Source organism: Bradyrhizobium sp. LA6.8, assembly GCF_040547935.1.
Lineage (GTDB): Bacteria > Pseudomonadota > Alphaproteobacteria > Rhizobiales > Xanthobacteraceae > Bradyrhizobium > Bradyrhizobium barranii.
Map to the genome: position 1 here is coordinate 1,209,524 of NZ_JBEPQQ010000003.1, position 17,670 is coordinate 1,227,193.

The window sequence follows — 17,670 nt, forward strand, 5'->3', positions numbered from 1 at the left end:
ACAATGTCTTTACGCATCCCCCGAGCCCTCACGACCGCGATCGTTTCGTTCGCACTGACGCAGCCGGCTCTCGCGCACGAGCAGGCTGGCGTGGCGGGCGGCGTCGTCAGCGGATTGCTCCATCCGGTCACCGGCATCGACCATCTGATCGCAATGGTGGCCGTCGGGATCTGGGGCGCGCAGCTCGGCGCCCCCGCAATCTGGATCCTGCCGATCACCTTCCCGCTCGTCATGGCGGTCGGCGGGGTTTTGGGCGTGCTGCATGTTCCGCTTCCGATACCGGAGGTGATGATTGCCGTCTCGGCCGTGATCCTGGGCGTCGCCGTTGCGGCCCGGCTGCGTCTGCCCTTTTCCGCTGCTGCCGTCGTCGTTGCGATCTTTGCGATCTTTCACGGTCATGCGCACGGCGCCGAGCTTCCGCGCGCGGCGAATGCGCTGGCCTACGGCGTCGGCTTCGTCACCGCCACCGGCCTCTTGCACCTGCTCGGCATCACGATCGGCGCGTTGACGCGCTGGCCCGCCGGCGAGCGCGTCATTCAGGGACTCGGGGCGGGTATCGCGGGAATTGGCTGCTATTTCCTCGCACAGGGCGTCGGAGCCCTTGCATGAACGTGAATTGCGCTCGCTTATTAATGGCCACAGCGATGCTGCTGGCCGGCGCAAGCACCGCCGAGGCGCATATCGTCGCGGCGCGCCTCGGCGATTTCTACATGGGTGTCGTACATCCCCTCACCGATCTTCAGGATGTCGTTCTCTGGACTGCGACCGGCTTGCTGGCCGGTACGCTTGGAGCCGCCAAGGGGCGCTGGCTCATCGCGGTGTTTCCGCTTGGACTACTGGTCGGGTTGTCTCTTGGACAGGTTTTCAGCACGACTTCCACACAGCTTTCGGACGCGGCAATGATGCTCGCAATCGGCCTGCTGCTCGCGGCAGCGGCGCAGGTGCCCGCATTCATGCTGTGCGCGATTGCCTTCGCAGTCGCCGTGATACGGGGCGCTGCGAACAGCGCCGACCTCGGGCCTGAAACCGACCGGTTGCTGTTTGCGGCAGGATTGGCTTGCGTAGGTTACGGGGCCATCACGCTGGCAATGGCGCTGACCGCCGTATTCACGAATTCGGACGGCGTAGCGTCTTGGCGAACCATCGCCGTCCGTGCACTTGGAGGCTGGATCGCGGCTATCGGTCTGATGATGGCGAGCCTTGTTCTCGCGTCATGAGAGGCCGCGAAGGACCCTGCCATGGACGACGCGGTTCGCAGCGGGCTCGCGGCATGGCAGCAGAAGCTGGCGACCGAATTGCTCAGCGAGAATCTCGACGGCGAGCTTTCGCTGGCCGACATTGCCGCCGAACGCAATCGGTCGGCCGGTCACGTTCCCTGCGCCTTTGGACATTCGATGGGCACGCCGCCGCATCGATGGCTTCGCCAGCAACGAGTTGAGAAGGCCAAGTCGCCGCTCTCAGAGTCGCGGCTTTCGCTTGCCGAGATTGCAAAGACCGCACGATCTGGCGACTAAAGCCACTTCACGCGGGTTTTCTCCGAGTCTACAGGCAGCAGCCCGGGTAGGTGGAGACGGTTTCAAGTCAGTGATGCTACCCGCGCACCCCCGGCGCCGCATGAGCTTCTGCGACGGTCGCATCCGTTCAAGAATTTATCGTCCATACTTGCCGTCGTTAGATTTTTTCTTGATCTTCCGGTGCACACGTCGCGCACACGCTGCCCTTTAACTAATTGAAAAACTTGAACTCTCGCTCCCATCCATCATGGGCAAGTTTGAGCTAGCTCCAGCAAATAAGGCCCGAGCCCGCCATATCGACAATCGTACTCAGCACCTTCGGCTGCAAAATTGCGCCGCCCGAGAATCGGTGGTTGTGAGAGCACGCAACACCCGGTTCTTGTGCTTGCTGGAACGCGCCGTTCCAGCGCTGGCCGCGAAGAGTGACAATTGCCCTCCGAAGGCAAAGGCCACACGTTCGAATCGTGTCGGGTGCGCCCGAAGAGATTCGAACTCCTGCCCCCTACGAAAGCTCGTCAGGCTTGTGCCTGCTGAGAGCGGTTCCGTCCGTCTGCAGTATGTTCGAGGTGCGCCAGGATTGTTGGGGCAAGATGCTCGGCTCGACCAACCGTTGGTGGAGTCGTTTCCATCAAGGGCCAAAGATATTAGCTATTGACCGGCGCACGGAGGTAGCAAGGCCACGACTTCCTTTACCAGGAGCGGCATGGTTTCCTCGGCAGTCTGCCGACGGGTTATGAGGTATTCCGTGTTGGTCTTCATTATCTCAATGATCTTCAGCGAATTGTCGCCAGGGAACGAAGCCCATTCGGTAAGGATGGGAAGTTGGTCGATGCTGGTCTTGTGGTTGGGATTCTTGCCGTAGAAGGATCCGAGCAATTCGGTCGTCTCCACCGCAATCGCGTTACCGGGCATATAGCCGGTCAAGTTCACCATCTGGGTTTGCCCGACCGGCCCGGTGACAAACTTGATATATTCCCAAGCGGCCTGCTGCCGGTCGGTGCCGGTTGCAAACATCATGGCCATGTTGCCGCCGGCGGGAAGGCGGCCGTCGGCGGCCGCCAGCGGGAAAGGCACCGTCCTGAATCTGAAGCGGCCACCGATCTGGCGCTCGGCGGCGGCGACATAGGAGGTGGAATCGGCCAGCACGGCGACACTGCCGGCCACGAACGACTGGCGCGCCTGGGCCAGCCCCAGATTGGGCATGCCCGACTTGCCGAAGGATTCGAGCGTTTTGAGCGCCCACATTCCAGCGTCGTCGTTGAAGGCGATGTTGCACCCGCCAGCCTTGAGAATGTGCCCACCCTTGCTCGTCACCAACGACTGGACCAGCCAGTTGCCGGTCTGCTCCCACTGGAAATAAAGGCCGGTGACGCCGGCGTTACCGGCCGCTTCCACCTTCTTGCCGAAGGCAAGCAATTCGGGCCAGGAACGCGGCAGGTCATCGACCTTGCCGCCGGCCCTCTCCACTAGGTCGGCATTGACGTAGAGCACCGGGGTGGAGACTGCAAACGGCAATCCGTACATTTTGCCTTTCCATTTGCCGAGTGCGGCGAGCGTCGGGTAGTAGCCTAGTGCGGCCGTACCGCCCTCTTTGGCGATGAAGCCGTCAAGGGGTACGCCGAGGCCACGCTCGACGAACAACCCGATCTGGTTGATGCCGTTGAACGCAACATCCGGAAGCCGACCGGTAAGCTGGTCGCGTAGGATCTGCTGGGCCGCCTCTTCATAGCCGGCGACGGCATTGCGGAATTTGATCTTGATGTCTGGATGCAGCTCGGTAAATCGCTTTGCCAGGTCCTGCTGCAGCGTATTGAAAGTGCCCGGGGTGGTGTAAAGCACGTCGAGTGTAACCTCGGCGGAAGCCAATGCGGCAAAGCCGACAATCCCAACGGTCGACGCCAGCAAGCAGCGGAGCAAATGTTTCGACTGATACGACATGGAAAATTCTCCCGGGTTGGATTCAGTTGCTCGCGGTGAAGGAAATACTGTCGATGAAGCGCTGTTGGGCGAACAGGAAGGCGAGGATGAGCGGTGCCACGATGATGACCGCACCAGCCATCAGGGGACCGGTGAATTGGCCAGCTTCGTCGTCCCGAAACAGCAGCATGCCGAGGGCGGGAGTCGACAATTCTTCGCTGCGGACTGCGATCAGCGGCCAGAACAGATCATTCCAGTGTGCAACCACGGAGAATATGCCGAATGCCGTCAGGGCAGGCACGGCGACCGGAAGCATGACCCGCCAGATGATTTCGAACTCCCCTAGTCCGTCGAGGCGGGCTGCATCGATCAATTCATCCGGTATGGCGCGAAAGAACTGCCGCATCAGGAAGATGCCGAGCGTGGAGATCATCCATGGCAGTATCAACGCCGCATAGGTATCGAGCAGCCCGAATACGTGCAGAAGCACGAAATGCGGAATGGCGAGCGCCTGCGGCGGGATCAGAAGGCCGAGCAGCACGACAGAGAACAGCGTATCGCGCCCGCGAAAGCGCAACTTCGCCAGCGCATAGGCGCAGGGTATGCAAACCAGCATCTGAAGCGAAAAGATCGCGGCGCAAACGAACAGTCCATTGAGCAGGAAACGGTGCATCGGCGCCGCCGTGACGGCGATGCGATAGTTATCAAAGCCGTGCAATGTCTGCGGCAACAGGTGAAACACGGGCTGGAATATTTCTTCCGGCGGTTTTAGGGACAGGCTGATCATCCAGACAAAGGGCACCAGCGCGAAGGCCGAGGTGAGGAGCAGCGCCCCATGGCGCGCGAGCCCCTCCACACGGGACCGCCGGCTCATTGACGATCGATGCCCGGTAGACGTCATGTGTAATGTACCCGCCGATCAAGCATTCGCGCTTGCGCCCGCGTCATCAGCATGACGACGGCGAGATATACGACGGTGAGGGCCGCACCATAGCCGGTGCGCAGGAAATCGAAGCTCTCGGTATAAAGACGATGCAGCAAGACATCCGAAGCGAAGTTCGGGCCGCCCTTCGTCAGCACCCGCACGGTGTCGAACACCTCGAAGGCACGTTTCGCGGTGAGGATCAGCACGAACATTGTCACCGGACCGAGCATCGGCATCGTCACCGTTCGCAGCCGGTCCAGCAATCCGTCCGCGCCGTCGATGGCCGCAGCGTCGTAGAGAGACTGCGGGATCGATTTCAGGCCGGCGACGAACAGCACCATGGCGAAGCCAAAACTCTGCCAGATGCCGATGATGGCAAGAACGGGCAACACTGTGTGTTCGTTACGTAGCCAGTTCACCCCGGATATGCCGAGCTCGGCGAGCAAGCGGTTCACCAGCCCGATAGTTGGATGGAGCATCGTGCTCCATACGATCGCCATTGCCGCCATGGTCGACATCACCGGCAGAAAATGGGCGGCTCGATAGAAGCTACGGAATGCGGGACGTGCCTCGATCAGCAATGCCACCACGAGCCCAAGGATCACCGTGCCAGGCACCACGATGGCGACATAGAGAGCGGTATTGGCAAGGGCTTTCCAGAACACCGCGTCAGCGAACAGCCCGCGGTAGTTGTCTAAACCGAGAAAGTGCAGCGATGCTGAGCCGATCTGCCAGTCGGTGAACGAGAACACGGCGACAGCCAGTATGGGCCCGAACAGCAACAGGATGAGTAACGCGACCGCCGGTGCCATGGCCAGCCACGCGGTCCTGTGCTCGCGCCGGCGGCGCCCGGCGACGAGAGCCATGGGTTCGCCTTGACCAGGAAAAGCATGCTTCATGCCGCGACGTGCTCCTGCCCCTGGGTTCGCAGGCGACGACCCGATGCGGCAAACTGAACGATCCGCTTGGGATCCGGGCAGATGCCAACGGCATCATCGATCGCGAAACGGCCCGACGACGGCTTGACGCGAACGATGATGGGCAGGACTGCGCCCGCCGCCATCACAGCGACTTCGATGAAGAGGTCGGAGCCGTGATTCTCGACGGCGGCAATCCGGCCTGACAAAAGTGCGGTGGCGGGTGGAGAGAGGTCGGCCGCCTCCGGCCGGAACGCCAGCGTCGCCGCGCCGGGAAAGACGGCGCATCTGTTACGACCTTCCGGAACCAGCGCCCCGACGGGCACGACATTGATCCTGGGGCTGCCGATGAACTCGGCGACGCGCAGATCATCCGGATCGTGATAGAGTTCGTCGGGTGAGCCGACCTGAATCAGTTCGCCGCCCATCATAACGGCGATACGATCTGACATCGTCATCGCCTCGCCCTGATCGTGCGTGACGAAGAGGAAGGTGCTTCCCAGGCGCCTGTGCAGGCCGGATATCTCGGCACGCATCTGCACCCTAAGCTTGGCATCCAGGTTGGAGAGCGGCTCGTCCATCAGAAACACCGCCGGATGACGCACCATGGCGCGGCCGAGCGCCACGCGCTGTCTTTGCCCACCGGATAATTGACCGGGCTTCCGGTCAAGAAGATGCGAAATGTCGAGCATCGCCGCAGTCTCCTCCACCTCGCGGCGGATGACGCTCTCGATAGCTGGCCGGCCCGGCATCAGGCTCCCGAGCAGAGGCATGCGCTGCAGGCCGCCGAGCCGCCGGACACGCAGCGGCAGGGCGATATTGTCGAAAACCGAGAGATGCGGGTACAGGGCGTAGGATTGAAACACCATCGCCACATCGCGCTCCTTGGGGCGCAGGCCGTCCACGCTCCGCCCAGCGATCATCACTTCGCCGCTATCCTGCATGTCGAGGCCGGCGATGATGCGCAGCAATGTGGACTTGCCGCATCCCGACGGTCCGAGCAGGGTCATGAATTCGCCATCGCGGATGTCGAGCGATATTCCCCGCAGAATGAGTGCGTCACCGTGGCGCTTGACGACGCTCGTCAGAGAGATGTCTGACATGCGAGCCCTTCCATCGTGGGCACAGGATCCGGACGCTGCAGAGTGCGTCCGTCCATGCCGGAGTGGGATACGCCGAGATGGGTCAGCACGGTCGGCGCGATGTCGATAACGCGCGCCGTTTCCCCCCGTACCGCGCCTGGCACAAAGCCGTTGCCGGAGACGAACAGGAATGGAGCCTGCTCGAATGGGGCAAGGCCGCCATGTTGACCACAACCAAGCCGATCCGCCTTGCCCGATGCAGGCTTAGCGACGAGGCTGGTGCCACGTACACCACAGGCATTTGGTTCGTCGCCAGCGCGCATGGAGATCGCAAAAGCGAGACAATGATGCGGCGCCTGTCCAATCAGGTCGAAGGTCTCGGCGGGCACAACACGACCAACCCAGTCAACCCGTTCCAGATGCGCACGGAGCGCCGGGATCCGTCTTGAACAATCCGGATGCACGTAGATCAAGGCTGACGTTCCGTTCGAAACCGCAATCACGTCGCCTGAATTTCCCGAGTCCTTGAGGCCGACTGAAATCAAATCATGCTCAATGTCGACGACGCCCGTAACGGTCTGATGTCCGTGATCAGAGCCGACCATGAGCAGGATATCCTCACCAGCCGCACGACAGGTTTGAACGGCTTCAATCACCTCCCGCGCACGCAAGTCCGACTGTTTCAAAGCCTCGATATTTTCAGCAGAACCCAGCGGATAATTATGCTGCGTCGCATCGGGATCTCCGAGCCACAGGACACCCAGCGCCGGACATCGCTCGAACAGCACTTCGCGGATGAATCGCTCCGTCATCTCGCGGTCGCCGCTTAAGTCCGGCTCAACGCGCAGTTGCTCGGTCTCAGGAACCGAAACGCGACCCGGACCGAACGAGCCCGCGCGATGATAGACGTAACCATGGCCATCAGGATCATGGGCATAGGCAGCACCTGGCGAGACATTACTAAAGACGATCGCACCACCAGCGCTGGCAAGACGTTCAGCCAGCGTAGGGACGGCCAGCGACCGACCCGTCACCCGGCGCTTGTGCTGAAGAAAATCGGGATGACCGGCATCGTGCGGAACAAGCACGCCGTCCTCCATGAGCGCCAGCGAATTGCCCTGTAATTCATGGCGGGCGGGGTAGCATCCGGTAGCGATGCTAGCGGAGACAACGCGAGTGCAGGACGGGAATACCGTGCGGTAGTCGGCAAACGTTTCCGCACATTTGGCGAAGGCGACTAGATTTGGCGTCACCTCCGGGGAAATCTGGTCGCGTCTCAGGCCGTCGAGGGTAACAAGAATAGCGCGGCGCATCACGTCAGGTCCTCAGGCAGTTCAGGGCAACGGCAAAGATGTCGAAATTACGCAGTGGAGCCGCACCGAGTTCGGCTTGATGCTGCGGCGTGATGGGATGGGAGAGCAGGAACGGCACTTCTTGCTCCGCAAGTCCGCCATGGGACCGCAATCGCTCTCCGGCAAGTTGCGACAGGTCGTGATCCTCTGCACGCGCGCCGATTGCCGTTCCCTTCTCCGCGACGATCGCAAGATCGCCCTCGCGGTCCTCCGGCAGTTCAAAGCGCTCGCACGCCTGATCGCGGGACAAAGCGAGTGCAACACCTGGAAGAGTTCGAATAAAAGAAGCGACTGCATCGGGATCAAGATGTGGCGCAAGCAGATGGACGCGCACGAAGCCGCCCATCGCCCCATGATGGCGGACGAACGGATCGGTGATCGGACAGATCACGCGGGTGGTACCGGGCCCATACTTGGCATCGAGAACATCGCCCAGATACAGGACATTGGGCTCGCCGTCGTCTGCTGCCATGTCGTTCATGCCGTGGTCTGCGACTATTCCAACGACTGCCCCAAGCGCCATGAGCCGTTCGATCCGCTGATCGACCTCGCGCATGAAAGCAATCGCTTCCGACGCATTGGGCGCATGTTTGTGCTGCACGTAGTCGGAAAGCGACAGGTACATCAAGTCGGTCGGTTGCATTTCGAGCAGCCGGATGCCTGCATCCAGTACGAAGAGCGACAGATCAGCCGAATAAAGCTCGGGCGTTTCACGTCCGACAAGGCCTGTCACATCCTCAATGCCGTTCTCGGCGATCGTGCAGGAATGGGCTTTCTCCGCAGAGAACGCGATGCCATCGAGTTGATGGCCCAGGGCCTTGCACAGCTTGTCCTTGGCGGTGATCGCCACGACTTTGGCGCCGGCATTTGCAAAGGTCGCAAGAATCGTGGGCGCGCGCATCGGCGTCGCGTCAACCATCATGATTTCCTCGCCGGTCGTCCGGTCGAGGTAGAAATTTCCGGACACCCCATGTACCGCAGGCGGGACGCCGCAGACGATGGAAACATTGTTCGGGTTCGTGAAGGTCGGCATCGCGGCAAGCGCCAAGGAGGCAAATCCGTCCCGGGCCATTCGGTCGATTGCCGGAATCGCGTTCCTTTTGCGAGCCGCATCGAGATAGGCGGGATCGCATCCGTCAAAGCAGATGACGACGGTTGTTTGCGAAGGCCAGAAATAGTCACGGCCGTTGACGGCCAGGGAAAGCGGGTGTGTGATTTCGGAAGCCATCACTGTACTTTCATGGTGAGAGTTTGACGAGGCGCCACAGCCTCAAGCCAGCCGGCAACGCGCAACAACTCGGCATCACGACCATGACGACCGATCAGCTGGACGCCGATCGGCAGTCCGTGACGCCCCGTCAGAAGCGGCAGGGAGACAGTCGGCAAGCCGCATAGGCTCCAGGGCATCGACATGACACCGGAACCCGGCCCGTCTTCCAGCCGTGGCGCCTCGCCCGGCGCCGACAAGGTGATGATTGCGTCGACCTCATCAAATAGCCGATCGGCCCGCGCGACTAGCCGGTCGGCCAGCGCGTCGAGGGCAAGGTAGCGTTCGGCGGTGATCATGCGTCCCGCCTCGATTCCCTGCCGCAGCGGCAGACAATAGCGACGCATGGTTTCATCGGGCGCAGAGCCGAAGCGGTAAGCGAGATGGGCGTTGAGCAGGCCCATCGTGGTATCGAGCGCGTCACTGAATTCGACGGGAAGATCGATCGGATCGATCGTCGCCGGCAACGCCTCGAGCAACGCTTCGATCGCAGCACGGGCATCGTCATCGGTCGTCGCCCAAGCGGGCCCCCTCACGAAACCGAGCCGAGGCGCTCGCACCGCAGGAGCAATGTCAGCCAGAGCCGGATCGAAAGCGCCGGCGAACAGACACAGGTCCATCGTGGATCGCGCCAGCAACCCCAGATGCGCCAGGCGCGGCACCAGAACGTTCGCACCTGCCATGGACGTGAAGCCGAGCGAGGGTTTGAAGGCGAATGCGCCGCAGAACGAGCCGGGAAGCGTGGTCGATGCCGTGTGTTGCGTACCGAGCCCGAGCGGCACCATATGATCGACAACCGCGGCCGCGGATCCCGACGAGGACACGCCGGGCGAACGCGACAGATCGAACGGGTTGCGGGTCGGACTTGGGTGGTACATCCCGAACTCGGATGTGGCGGTCTTGCCGATGATGATCGCGCCGGCCCGGCGCAGCATCGAGACGGCGACAGCATCTTTCGACGGCTGACGGTCGCGAAGTGTTTCGCTGCCGTATTCGGACGGCATGTCGGCGGTGTCAAAGACATCCTTCACACCGACGGGAAGACCATGCAACGGACCAAGAGGCAAACCCGATGCGCGCCAGGCATCTGCCAGCTTCGCGTATTCGCGCGCGCGTTTCGCATCGAGAAAGGCCCACGCCTTCACCTGCGGCTCGCGTGCCGCGATTCGATCAAGGCATGCATTCACCAGATCAGCGGAGCTTATCTGGCCTTGCTTGAGTTTGGCAGCCAGAGCGCTGGCGGACATCCGGTTTTGAGCTTCGTCAGGGACGAACAACGGAGTTGGAGCTAACGACCGGCCGGTCGGCACAAGGTCGCTCTGCGCGGAGCCAGTCGTCATCGGACGGGCGCCGCCATATTGCATCCCGAATCGACCGATGACCGGAAGGCGGTCGCGGCAGGAACCGTGGCGATCCGTTCATAATAGTCCCATGGCCGTCGGCTCTCAGCCGGCGATTTCACGCGATAGACGCCGAGGTCATAGGCGACACGGCCATTCTGCTGAAGAACCGCTGGCCGCCCGAACTTGTCGACTGGAAGCCTCCGCATCTCGGCGTTGACGATCGCGGCATCGTCACTCTTCGCGCTTTTTGCAGCCTTCAGGAAATGCAGGACACCCGCATAAACGCCGGCCTGTTCCCGCGTTGGCATTCGCCCGTGCGTTTTGAGGAATCGTATAGCGAAATCTCGGGTGCCCTCGCTGTCGTCCCAATAAAACCCTGACGTAATAATCAAGCCTTGCGCCGCCTCCAATCCGAGGCTGTTGACGTCGGTGACAAAGGCATGAAGCGCCGCAATCTTTTGCGTGCGCATGAGGTCGAACTGAGCTGCCTGCTTGATTGCATTGACGGTATCGGCTCCGGCGCTGGCAAGCGCCACCACTTGTGCTTTGGAGTCCTGGGCTCGCAGCAGGAGCGAAGCGAAATCAGCGGTATTGAGCGGATGACGTGCGCGGCCCAGCACCGTGCCGCCGCGTTCTCCGACGACGACAGTCGCGTCCTTCTCGAGGTCATGCCCGAATGCGTAGTCGGCCGTCAGGAAGAACCAGGACTTCTGACCCTGCTCGGCCAACGCAGCCGCCGTGCCGCGAGCAAGCGAGTAGGTGTCGTCGGTCCAGTGAGTGACATAAGGAGAGCAGCGCGCCCCTGTTATGTCGACGCTGGCAGCGCCCGACACCATCAGCGATCGCTTCTTCTCGGTTGCCAGCGTCATCAGGCCGAAGACGGCGCCGGAATGAGGCAGGTCGACGATGACGTCGACGCTTTGCCGGTCGAACCACTCACGCGCGATCGCTGCGGCGACGTCCGGCTTGTTTTGATGATCCGCTGTAATAGTCTCGACCGGAACGCCGCCGAGCGAGCCGCCAAAATCCGAGACGGCCATACGGGCGGCCAGAATGGAACCTGGCCCGCCGACGTCCGCAACCACCCCGCTTTGGTCGCCCATCACCCCAATGACGATTTTATTATCAGAGAATTGGGCCAATGCCGACGAGGTCGACAGGCACGCAAGTGCCAGCAAAATAAGGATTTTCTGGCGCATTTCGATAGCTCCCCGCTTCGTTGGGAGAGTCGTAGCAAAGCAGCGCGACACATATGTGACATCAATGACCCATATGTACCGGTCGTGCCTTTTTTCAGACAACGAAAGGTTGGCTGCGGTGATAGCGGGATCGAGGAACAGGTGAGCGTCGCAAGATCGATCGACATCGAAAGCGGGGACGGACAGCTTGACGCTGCATTGACGGCTCGAATTTGCTGGCACTATTTCAAGGAAGGCCAGACCCAGGACGTCATTGCGCAGCGGTTGAAGATCACGCGAAAGCGTGTCAATCGAATCTTGGGAGAGGCGCGCGAAAGCGGCCTTGTGCAGATAACGATCGCGGGCATTACCGGACCTTGCTTCGAACTCGAAGCCCGTCTCCTCGCAAAGTTTGGCCTGCGCAACGCAGTGGTCGTGCCTGCGCCAATTGGCGATACTGACGTACGCAACCTGATCGGCGCCGCGGCGGGTCACTACGTCTCGGAGAATTTGCCCGCTGCAGGCATGCTCGGCATCACCTGGGGCGGAACAATCAATGCGGCGGCTCAAAATCTCAGGCGCCGTGCCGGCGATGGCAGCCGCGTTGTCCTGCTATGTGGCGGGCTCGCGGAAAGCACCGCCATCAATCCTTACGACAATGCTGCGATGATGGCTCGCGCCTTGGGCGCCCGATGCTACTACGTGACCGCGCCGATGTTTGCGCCCACGGAGGATCTCCGCGATGCACTTGTTTCAAGCGAGCCTATCCTTTCAGTATTGGCTATGGTCGCGGGGCTGGATATCGCGCTCCTGAGCGCGGTCGATTTGTCCGAGCAGTCGAAAGCTCTCGAATACGGCGTAATCTCCCTTGCAACCTGGCAGTCGCTGCGTGATGCCGGAGCCGTCGGCGACATTTGTGGTCACTATTTGGATCTTGATGGACAGCCCGTGGTGCATCCGCTGACAAAGCGCGTGATTCACCCAACGATCAGCAGCTTGCGACAAGTGCGCGAACGTGTTCTTGCTGCCGGAGGCCTTCAGAAAATACCGATTATCCGGGCTGCGATACGCGCACGGCTCGCCGATGTACTCATCACTGACGAACAAACCGCGATTGCTCTGTTGGAATGAGGGGCAAATCTCAACTCAGGAAGCGGCACGATTGGTCGTTAGGGGAATTTACCAGACGATCGAGGGTCCGCGCACTCCCGCCACCCTCAGCGTGAGGAACGGCGGTCGCCCATGGGTCTGTTCCTGGAATTCTTGCGTACCAGGATGATAAGGAAGGGGAAGGCAGAGTCTCTTTGTTCGGACGCAAACTTCAGCGAGGTGTCCGGCGTCACGTCTCGGTGACTGCTCGACGCGGCTTTCGCCCCCGCAGCGCACAAATTGCGCTCACGCAGAGGCCATCTGCGTTCCGCTCGCGATCATTGCACGAGATACGAGAATCCGGCCGATCCATGGAGAAATCCATTGGAGAAGGGGACTTTCGGATAAAGCGCGGCGAAGCGCCGGCTGCCGCCTTCGGCGTCATCGCGGCCGTCCAGCACGTCCCGAAAGGTTTCGGCGACCGCAACCATGTCGCAATCCTGTGGCGACAGGCGCAGCGAGGCGATCCCGGCCTTACGCAGCGCGCCGATGTCGCCGAGAAGATTCATACACGTGTAGGACAGGGTCTGGACGCCGTTGATGGTCAGGAAATCCTGCCGCTCCAGCGTCTTCAGGGCGAGGCCATCCGGGTCCTTCTCGCAGACGAAGCGGCAATTGTCCTTGGCGAGCTTATGCACGCGCGCGTGGTAGCAGCGCGCGGAGATCGCAAGCGGCACACGCCCGAATGCGAAGACTTCGATCGCGACGTTTGGAAGCGCGGCCGCGATCGCCGCAACCGAGGAAAGCGGCAATTCGGGAGGCAGACAGATGCGCGCGGCCCCGCGCGCAGCGTGAAAGGCCGCGGCCGCCTCATTGTAGATGTTAACGAAGGGCCCGATCGCATGTGGGCGGCCGGCCAAGGCCTTGAGACACGTCAGATCGTTCACCTCGACCAGGTCGTCATTCACTGCGGCGAGCTCCTCCGTCTGGCGCCGCTCCCGCCGCTGCGACACCAGGATCAGGGAGCCCAGGAGCACCTGTTTGCCGGCGCTTTTCAATCGCTCGATGACGGAAGGCAGATGGTCCGCGAAGAAGGGCGAGCGTTTCGAGCAGACGATCTCACCGACCGAGACGACGTCGACCGGCGCCTCGTCGGCGATCCGGAAATAGAAGTCGCGCCAGCGTTCCGGCGCCCAGTTATAGAGGATTGGGCCGAGGCCGAGTTGCATCGGAATCTTCCTTACATGCAGGCGAGCTGGTCATCACCAAGTTATCGCCAGGTCTTGCGATAGGCTCCCAGCGTGCTCGCCTGGCCTTCAGTGAACGGTTTCAGGCTGGCAATGTCGGCCTCGCGCCCGCTCGCGAGCGCGTCGAGCGCCCCGCGGAAATGGCGCACCACGCTTTCGACATAAGCGCGCCCGCGCTGCCGTCCCTCGATCTTGAGCGCGGTGACGCCGGCATCGCTCAAACCCTTGAGCAGGGTCGTGGCATCCAGGCTGACTGGATCTTCAAAGATGTAGCCAGTACCCTGCTCCGTCGAAAAGCGCCCCTTGCACAGCGTCGGATAGCCGGCCGGCTCGCTGGGTTCGAACCGGTTGATGGTGAAGCCGCCCAGCCTCGACGTCGTCCCCTGCGGCGTCTGCTGGTAGGCCACGTGACTTGCGGGCGAGCAGACGCCCTGCATGTTTGGCGACTTACCGGTGGCGTAGGAGGACAGCGAGCAGCGTCCTTCCGCCATCACACAGAGGCCGCCAAACACGAAGACCTCGGTCTCGCAAGCCGCCTCGCGGGCGATCTCCGCGACCTCCGGCACGCTCAGGACGCGGGGCAGCACCACGCGGCGGGCGCCAAAGGTCTCGACATAGAAGGCGATGGCGTCCGGGTTTGCCGCCGCCGCCTGCACCGAGACATGCAGGCGCTGGTTTGGATGACGCCTCGCCGTGTAGTCCATCAGGCCGATGTCGGCGAGGATCAGCGCATCGGCATCGGCGCTCACCGCATCGTCCACAGCGCGCTGCCACAGCTCGACACTGGAAGCACGCGGAAAGGTGTTGATGGCAACCAGCACCTTGGCATCGCTACTGTGCGCGAGCGCGATCCCCTTGCGCAGCTCGTCGCGGCTGAAATTCAAGCCCGGAAAGTTACGCGCATTGGTTTCGTCGTTGAATCCGCAATAGACCGCATCAGCGCCGGCATCGATGGCGCTCTTCAACGCGGCCGCGGTACCGGCGGGGCAGATCAGCTCCATCATTTGAACGGCCTCCGCGATCCGCCGATCAGGCTGCCGCGCGCCGCCTCCAGCACGCGCTTTGCAGTGCCACCCAGAGGGCCGAGCAACGAGGACAGCTCCGCCGCGAGATCGAGCTGCGCGTCGTCGATCGCATTGCGCAACGCGAGCACCGCCTCGATATCGCCCTCGATCACGAGCTCGCGCGAGAACATCAGTGCGTCACCGTCGACCTTACCTTCGAGCAGAGCCAGCAGATTGGCGAGCGAGGCGCAGATGCGCGCATCCAGGTCGCGCGGCAGGTCGCGCACCACCGTAAGCCGTGGCGGCGTCGCCTCGACGACGAAGGCGAACGGCAGGTCGGTTGGCCTGATGCCGAACCGCGCTCGCGAATGCTCGCCAAGCCGATCGAAGATCGCGGGATTGCGCCGCCAGATCCGCTGCAGGAGGCCTGAGAGGACGAGCTGCAGTGGTAGCAACGGCAAAGGACGCATCGCGACAGCGACAAGCGGCGGGATGACCGGCAAAGGGCCGGACGGCGCAACGGACGGATCATTCATGGGACCACATCTGGACGGATTGCACGCGGATGTATTTGAGCCGGAACAATGAAGGCGAAGATCATCCCGGCTAGCTCTACCTATTCTTGAGGAGTTCGTTCACTTGCATCGTGACGTCCCGCGCTTTCGAGAATTGTCCGACTTCCTGCGCTTCATCGAGAGCAAGGGGCAGTTGCGACGTATTCGCGAGAGAGTCTCGGTGGTCCATGAGATCACCGAAATCCACCGCCGGGTGCTTGGCGAGCACGGGCATGCACTATTGTTCGAACAGCCGATCAAGGCTGACGGCACGCCGTCCGAGATGCCGCTTCTCACCAACGTCTTCGGCTCGGTTGAGCGCATCGCGTGGGGTATGGGAATTGCGCCGGACCGCCTCGAGGAGCTCGGCGCGCTGATGGCCGAGCTGCGCGCGCCCCGCCCACCGCACGGACTGCGGGATGCCTGGGACAAGCTTCCGCTAGCACGCGCGGCGCTCGCGACCCGGCCCCGCACGCGCGCAGCCGCGCCGGCCCAGGACTGCGTCGCCATGGGCGACGACATCGACCTCGGCAGGCTGCCGGTGCAGATCTGCTGGCCGGGCGAGCCCGCGCCGCTGATCACCTGGCCGCTGGTCATCACGGCGCCACCGGAACCGGTAGCCGCCGATCAGGAAGAGAATGTCGGCGTCTACCGCATCCAGGTGCTCGGCCGCGACCGCGCTATTATCCGCTGGCTCGCTCACCGCGGCGGCGCACGCCATCACCGCGAGTGGAAAGTACTCGGCCGCGACATGCCGGTGGCGGTCGTCATCGGCGCCGATCCCGCGACCATCCTCGCTTCCGTGCTGCCGCTGCCCGAGACGATCTCCGAGTTGCGCTTCGCCGGAATCCTGCGCGGCGAGCGGCCAGACCTGACGCCATGCCTGACCGTACCTCTCGCGGTCCCGGCCGCAGCCGAGATCGTGATCGAGGGTTTCGTTTCGGCAACCGAAACGGCGCCCGAGGGCCCCTACGGCGATCACACCGGCTACTACAACTCGGTCGAGGACTTTCCGGTCATGCGCGTCACCGCCGTGACCAGCCGACGCCAACCGATCTATCTCTCGACCTTCACCGGCCGCCCGCCGGACGAGCCATCGCGAATCGGCGAAGCGCTGAACCGACTGTTCGTGCCGTTGATCCGGCAGCAATTTCCCGAAGTGGTCGACTGTTTTCTGCCGCCAGAGGCTTGTTCGTATCGCATCGCGATTGCGGCTATCAAGAAGCGCTATCCCGGCCAGGCGCGACGGCTGATGCTCGGCTTGTGGTCGATGCTCCCGCAGTTCAGCTATACGAAACTGCTGATCGTGGTCGACGACGACATCGACATTCGCGACTGGCGCGCAGTGATGTGGGCGGTCTCGACCCGCAGCGACAGCTCGCGCGACCTGGTGACGCTGACCGACACGCCGATCGACTATCTCGACTTTGCTTCTCCAAAATCCGGGCTCGGCGGCAAGCTCGGCATCGATGCCACCACAAAAATCCCGCCGGAGACGGAACGACTCTGGGGCGAACCGCTCGCGATGGATCCCGCCGTGATCGCGCGGGTCGATGCGATGTGGTCGCGCCTCGGCCTCATGGACGTGGCCCGGGAATTGGCATGAGCGAGCGGCTGGGCGTCATCGTCGGCATCAGCGGCGCCTCGGGCGTTGCAATCGGCGCACGCATTGTCGAACGGCTCACGGAATATCCGCGTTGCGCCCTCCACCTCGTGATCTCGCCGGCAGCGGAGCGCACGCTTGCCGAGGAGGTGGACGCCGACGCTCCGGCGCGTCTGCGCGGCCTGGCCTTTCGTTGCCATGCTCACCATGATATCGGCAGCTGCGTCGCCAGCGGCTCGTTTCCGATTCATGGGATGATCGTGGCCCCCTGCTCGATCCGTACGCTCTCCGCCATCGCCTGGGGGCAACTCGACAATCTGCTGGTACGCGCTGCCGACGTGCAGCTCAAGGAGCGGCGCCGCTTGGTGCTCCTGGCGCGTGAAAGCCCGCTGCATCTCGGCCATCTTCGCACGATGGCGCAGGTGACTGAAAGCGGAGCAATCGTCGCGCCACCGCTACCGGCGTTCTATCTCAAGCCGCAGTCTTTGGCTGAGGTCGTCGACCAGATCGCCTGCCGCGCCATCAATCTCTTGGACCTGCCCGGAGTGTCGGCGCCGGCGCAGGCATGGGCCGGCGAGACGGCCCGCGCATGACCGGCGCCGCTCCAGGGCCGCTCAGCTCAGCCGTCACCGCCCGCGCGGCCGGTACGCGCTGGGAGAAGGCCTCACACGCCCGCCT

Annotated in this window: 17 protein-coding genes and 1 tRNA gene; 7 read left to right on the plus strand and 11 right to left on the minus strand. The window is 62.4% G+C overall.

Annotated elements, in window-relative coordinates; translation table 11 throughout:
• Positions 1-3: 3 nt before the first annotated feature.
• The 4 genes from ABIA90_RS19665 (at position 4) to ABIA90_RS19680 (ending at position 1,990) form a co-directional block, all read left to right on the plus strand.
• Positions 4-609, plus strand: coding sequence for a HupE/UreJ family protein (locus ABIA90_RS19665; RefSeq protein ID WP_354117714.1), 606 nt, complete (start codon positions 4-6; stop codon positions 607-609).
• Positions 606-1,217, plus strand: a complete 612-nt coding sequence (locus ABIA90_RS19670) for a HupE/UreJ family protein (RefSeq protein ID WP_354117713.1) — start codon at positions 606-608, stop codon at positions 1,215-1,217. The genes ABIA90_RS19665 and ABIA90_RS19670 overlap by 4 nt, the downstream gene beginning before the upstream one ends.
• A gap of 21 nt (positions 1,218-1,238) precedes the next feature.
• On the plus strand, positions 1,239-1,514 hold the full coding sequence (locus ABIA90_RS19675; RefSeq protein ID WP_354117712.1) for a helix-turn-helix domain-containing protein: 276 nt from the start codon (positions 1,239-1,241) through the stop codon (positions 1,512-1,514).
• Positions 1,515-1,909: 395 nt separating this feature from the next.
• Positions 1,910-1,990, plus strand: a tRNA-Ser gene (locus ABIA90_RS19680).
• 172 nt (positions 1,991-2,162) lie between these two features.
• On the opposite strand, the gene ABIA90_RS19685 is transcribed toward ABIA90_RS19680, so the two are convergent.
• Genes ABIA90_RS19685 through ABIA90_RS19720 form a run of 8 tightly spaced genes read right to left on the minus strand, consistent with a single transcriptional unit; the run spans position 2,163 to position 11,516 of the window.
• Positions 2,163-3,452: an ABC transporter substrate-binding protein gene (locus tag ABIA90_RS19685; protein ID WP_354117711.1), complete on the minus strand. Its 1,290-nt coding sequence runs from the start codon at positions 3,450-3,452 to the stop codon at positions 2,163-2,165.
• A 22-nt stretch (positions 3,453-3,474) separates the two neighbouring features.
• Entirely contained in the window at positions 3,475-4,305 is an 831-nt protein-coding gene (locus ABIA90_RS19690; RefSeq protein WP_354117710.1) for a carbohydrate ABC transporter permease, read from the minus strand.
• 23 nt (positions 4,306-4,328) lie between these two features.
• The gene (locus ABIA90_RS19695; protein WP_354117709.1) at positions 4,329-5,222 is read right to left on the minus strand and encodes a carbohydrate ABC transporter permease; all 894 of its coding nucleotides are present in this window, start codon (positions 5,220-5,222) and stop codon (positions 4,329-4,331) included.
• A 29-nt stretch (positions 5,223-5,251) separates the two neighbouring features.
• Positions 5,252-6,376: an ABC transporter ATP-binding protein gene (locus ABIA90_RS19700; RefSeq protein ID WP_354117708.1), complete on the minus strand. Its 1,125-nt coding sequence runs from the start codon at positions 6,374-6,376 to the stop codon at positions 5,252-5,254.
• Positions 6,358-7,668, minus strand: coding sequence for an alkaline phosphatase family protein (locus tag ABIA90_RS19705; RefSeq protein WP_354117707.1), 1,311 nt, complete (start codon positions 7,666-7,668; stop codon positions 6,358-6,360). The genes ABIA90_RS19700 and ABIA90_RS19705 overlap by 19 nt, the downstream gene beginning before the upstream one ends.
• Positions 7,669-7,672: 4 nt before the next feature.
• Positions 7,673-8,935 (minus strand): phosphonoacetate hydrolase, encoded by a 1,263-nt coding sequence (gene phnA, locus ABIA90_RS19710; protein ID WP_354117706.1) that lies wholly within the window; start codon positions 8,933-8,935, stop codon positions 7,673-7,675.
• The gene (locus ABIA90_RS19715) at positions 8,935-10,314 is read right to left on the minus strand and encodes an amidase (RefSeq protein WP_354122467.1); all 1,380 of its coding nucleotides are present in this window, start codon (positions 10,312-10,314) and stop codon (positions 8,935-8,937) included. Before ABIA90_RS19715 ends, phnA begins: the two co-directional genes overlap by 1 nt.
• Positions 10,311-11,516 (minus strand): ABC transporter substrate-binding protein, encoded by a 1,206-nt coding sequence (locus ABIA90_RS19720; RefSeq protein WP_354117704.1) that lies wholly within the window; start codon positions 11,514-11,516, stop codon positions 10,311-10,313. Before ABIA90_RS19720 ends, ABIA90_RS19715 begins: the two co-directional genes overlap by 4 nt.
• A gap of 141 nt (positions 11,517-11,657) precedes the next feature.
• Between ABIA90_RS19720 and ABIA90_RS19725 the strand changes: the two genes are divergently transcribed.
• A complete protein-coding gene (locus ABIA90_RS19725; protein WP_354117703.1) occupies positions 11,658-12,626 on the plus strand; it encodes a sugar-binding transcriptional regulator in 969 nt (322 codons plus the stop codon).
• A 296-nt stretch (positions 12,627-12,922) separates the two neighbouring features.
• Here ABIA90_RS19725 and ubiV read toward each other — a convergent pair whose 3' ends face one another.
• From ubiV to ubiT, 3 genes are read right to left on the minus strand one after another with little or no spacing between them, the layout of a single operon-like run.
• The gene (ubiV, locus tag ABIA90_RS19730) at positions 12,923-13,813 is read right to left on the minus strand and encodes a ubiquinone anaerobic biosynthesis protein UbiV (protein WP_354117702.1); all 891 of its coding nucleotides are present in this window, start codon (positions 13,811-13,813) and stop codon (positions 12,923-12,925) included.
• A 41-nt stretch (positions 13,814-13,854) separates the two neighbouring features.
• Positions 13,855-14,832 carry a ubiquinone anaerobic biosynthesis protein UbiU gene (gene ubiU / locus ABIA90_RS19735; protein WP_354118351.1) on the minus strand — a complete coding sequence of 326 codons (978 nt, stop codon included), beginning with the start codon at positions 14,830-14,832 and terminating at the stop codon, positions 13,855-13,857.
• On the minus strand, positions 14,832-15,371 hold the full coding sequence (gene ubiT, locus ABIA90_RS19740) for a ubiquinone anaerobic biosynthesis accessory factor UbiT (RefSeq protein WP_354117701.1): 540 nt from the start codon (positions 15,369-15,371) through the stop codon (positions 14,832-14,834). The genes ubiU and ubiT overlap by 1 nt, the downstream gene beginning before the upstream one ends.
• 103 nt (positions 15,372-15,474) lie before the next feature.
• Here ubiT and ABIA90_RS19745 point away from each other — a divergent pair, with 103 nt between their 5' ends.
• Complete coding sequence (locus ABIA90_RS19745; protein ID WP_354117700.1) at positions 15,475-16,995, plus strand: UbiD family decarboxylase; 1,521 nt, start codon at positions 15,475-15,477, stop codon at positions 16,993-16,995.
• Positions 16,992-17,585, plus strand: coding sequence for a UbiX family flavin prenyltransferase (locus ABIA90_RS19750; protein WP_354117699.1), 594 nt, complete (start codon positions 16,992-16,994; stop codon positions 17,583-17,585). The genes ABIA90_RS19745 and ABIA90_RS19750 overlap by 4 nt, the downstream gene beginning before the upstream one ends.
• Positions 17,586-17,670: the final 85 nt, after the last annotated feature.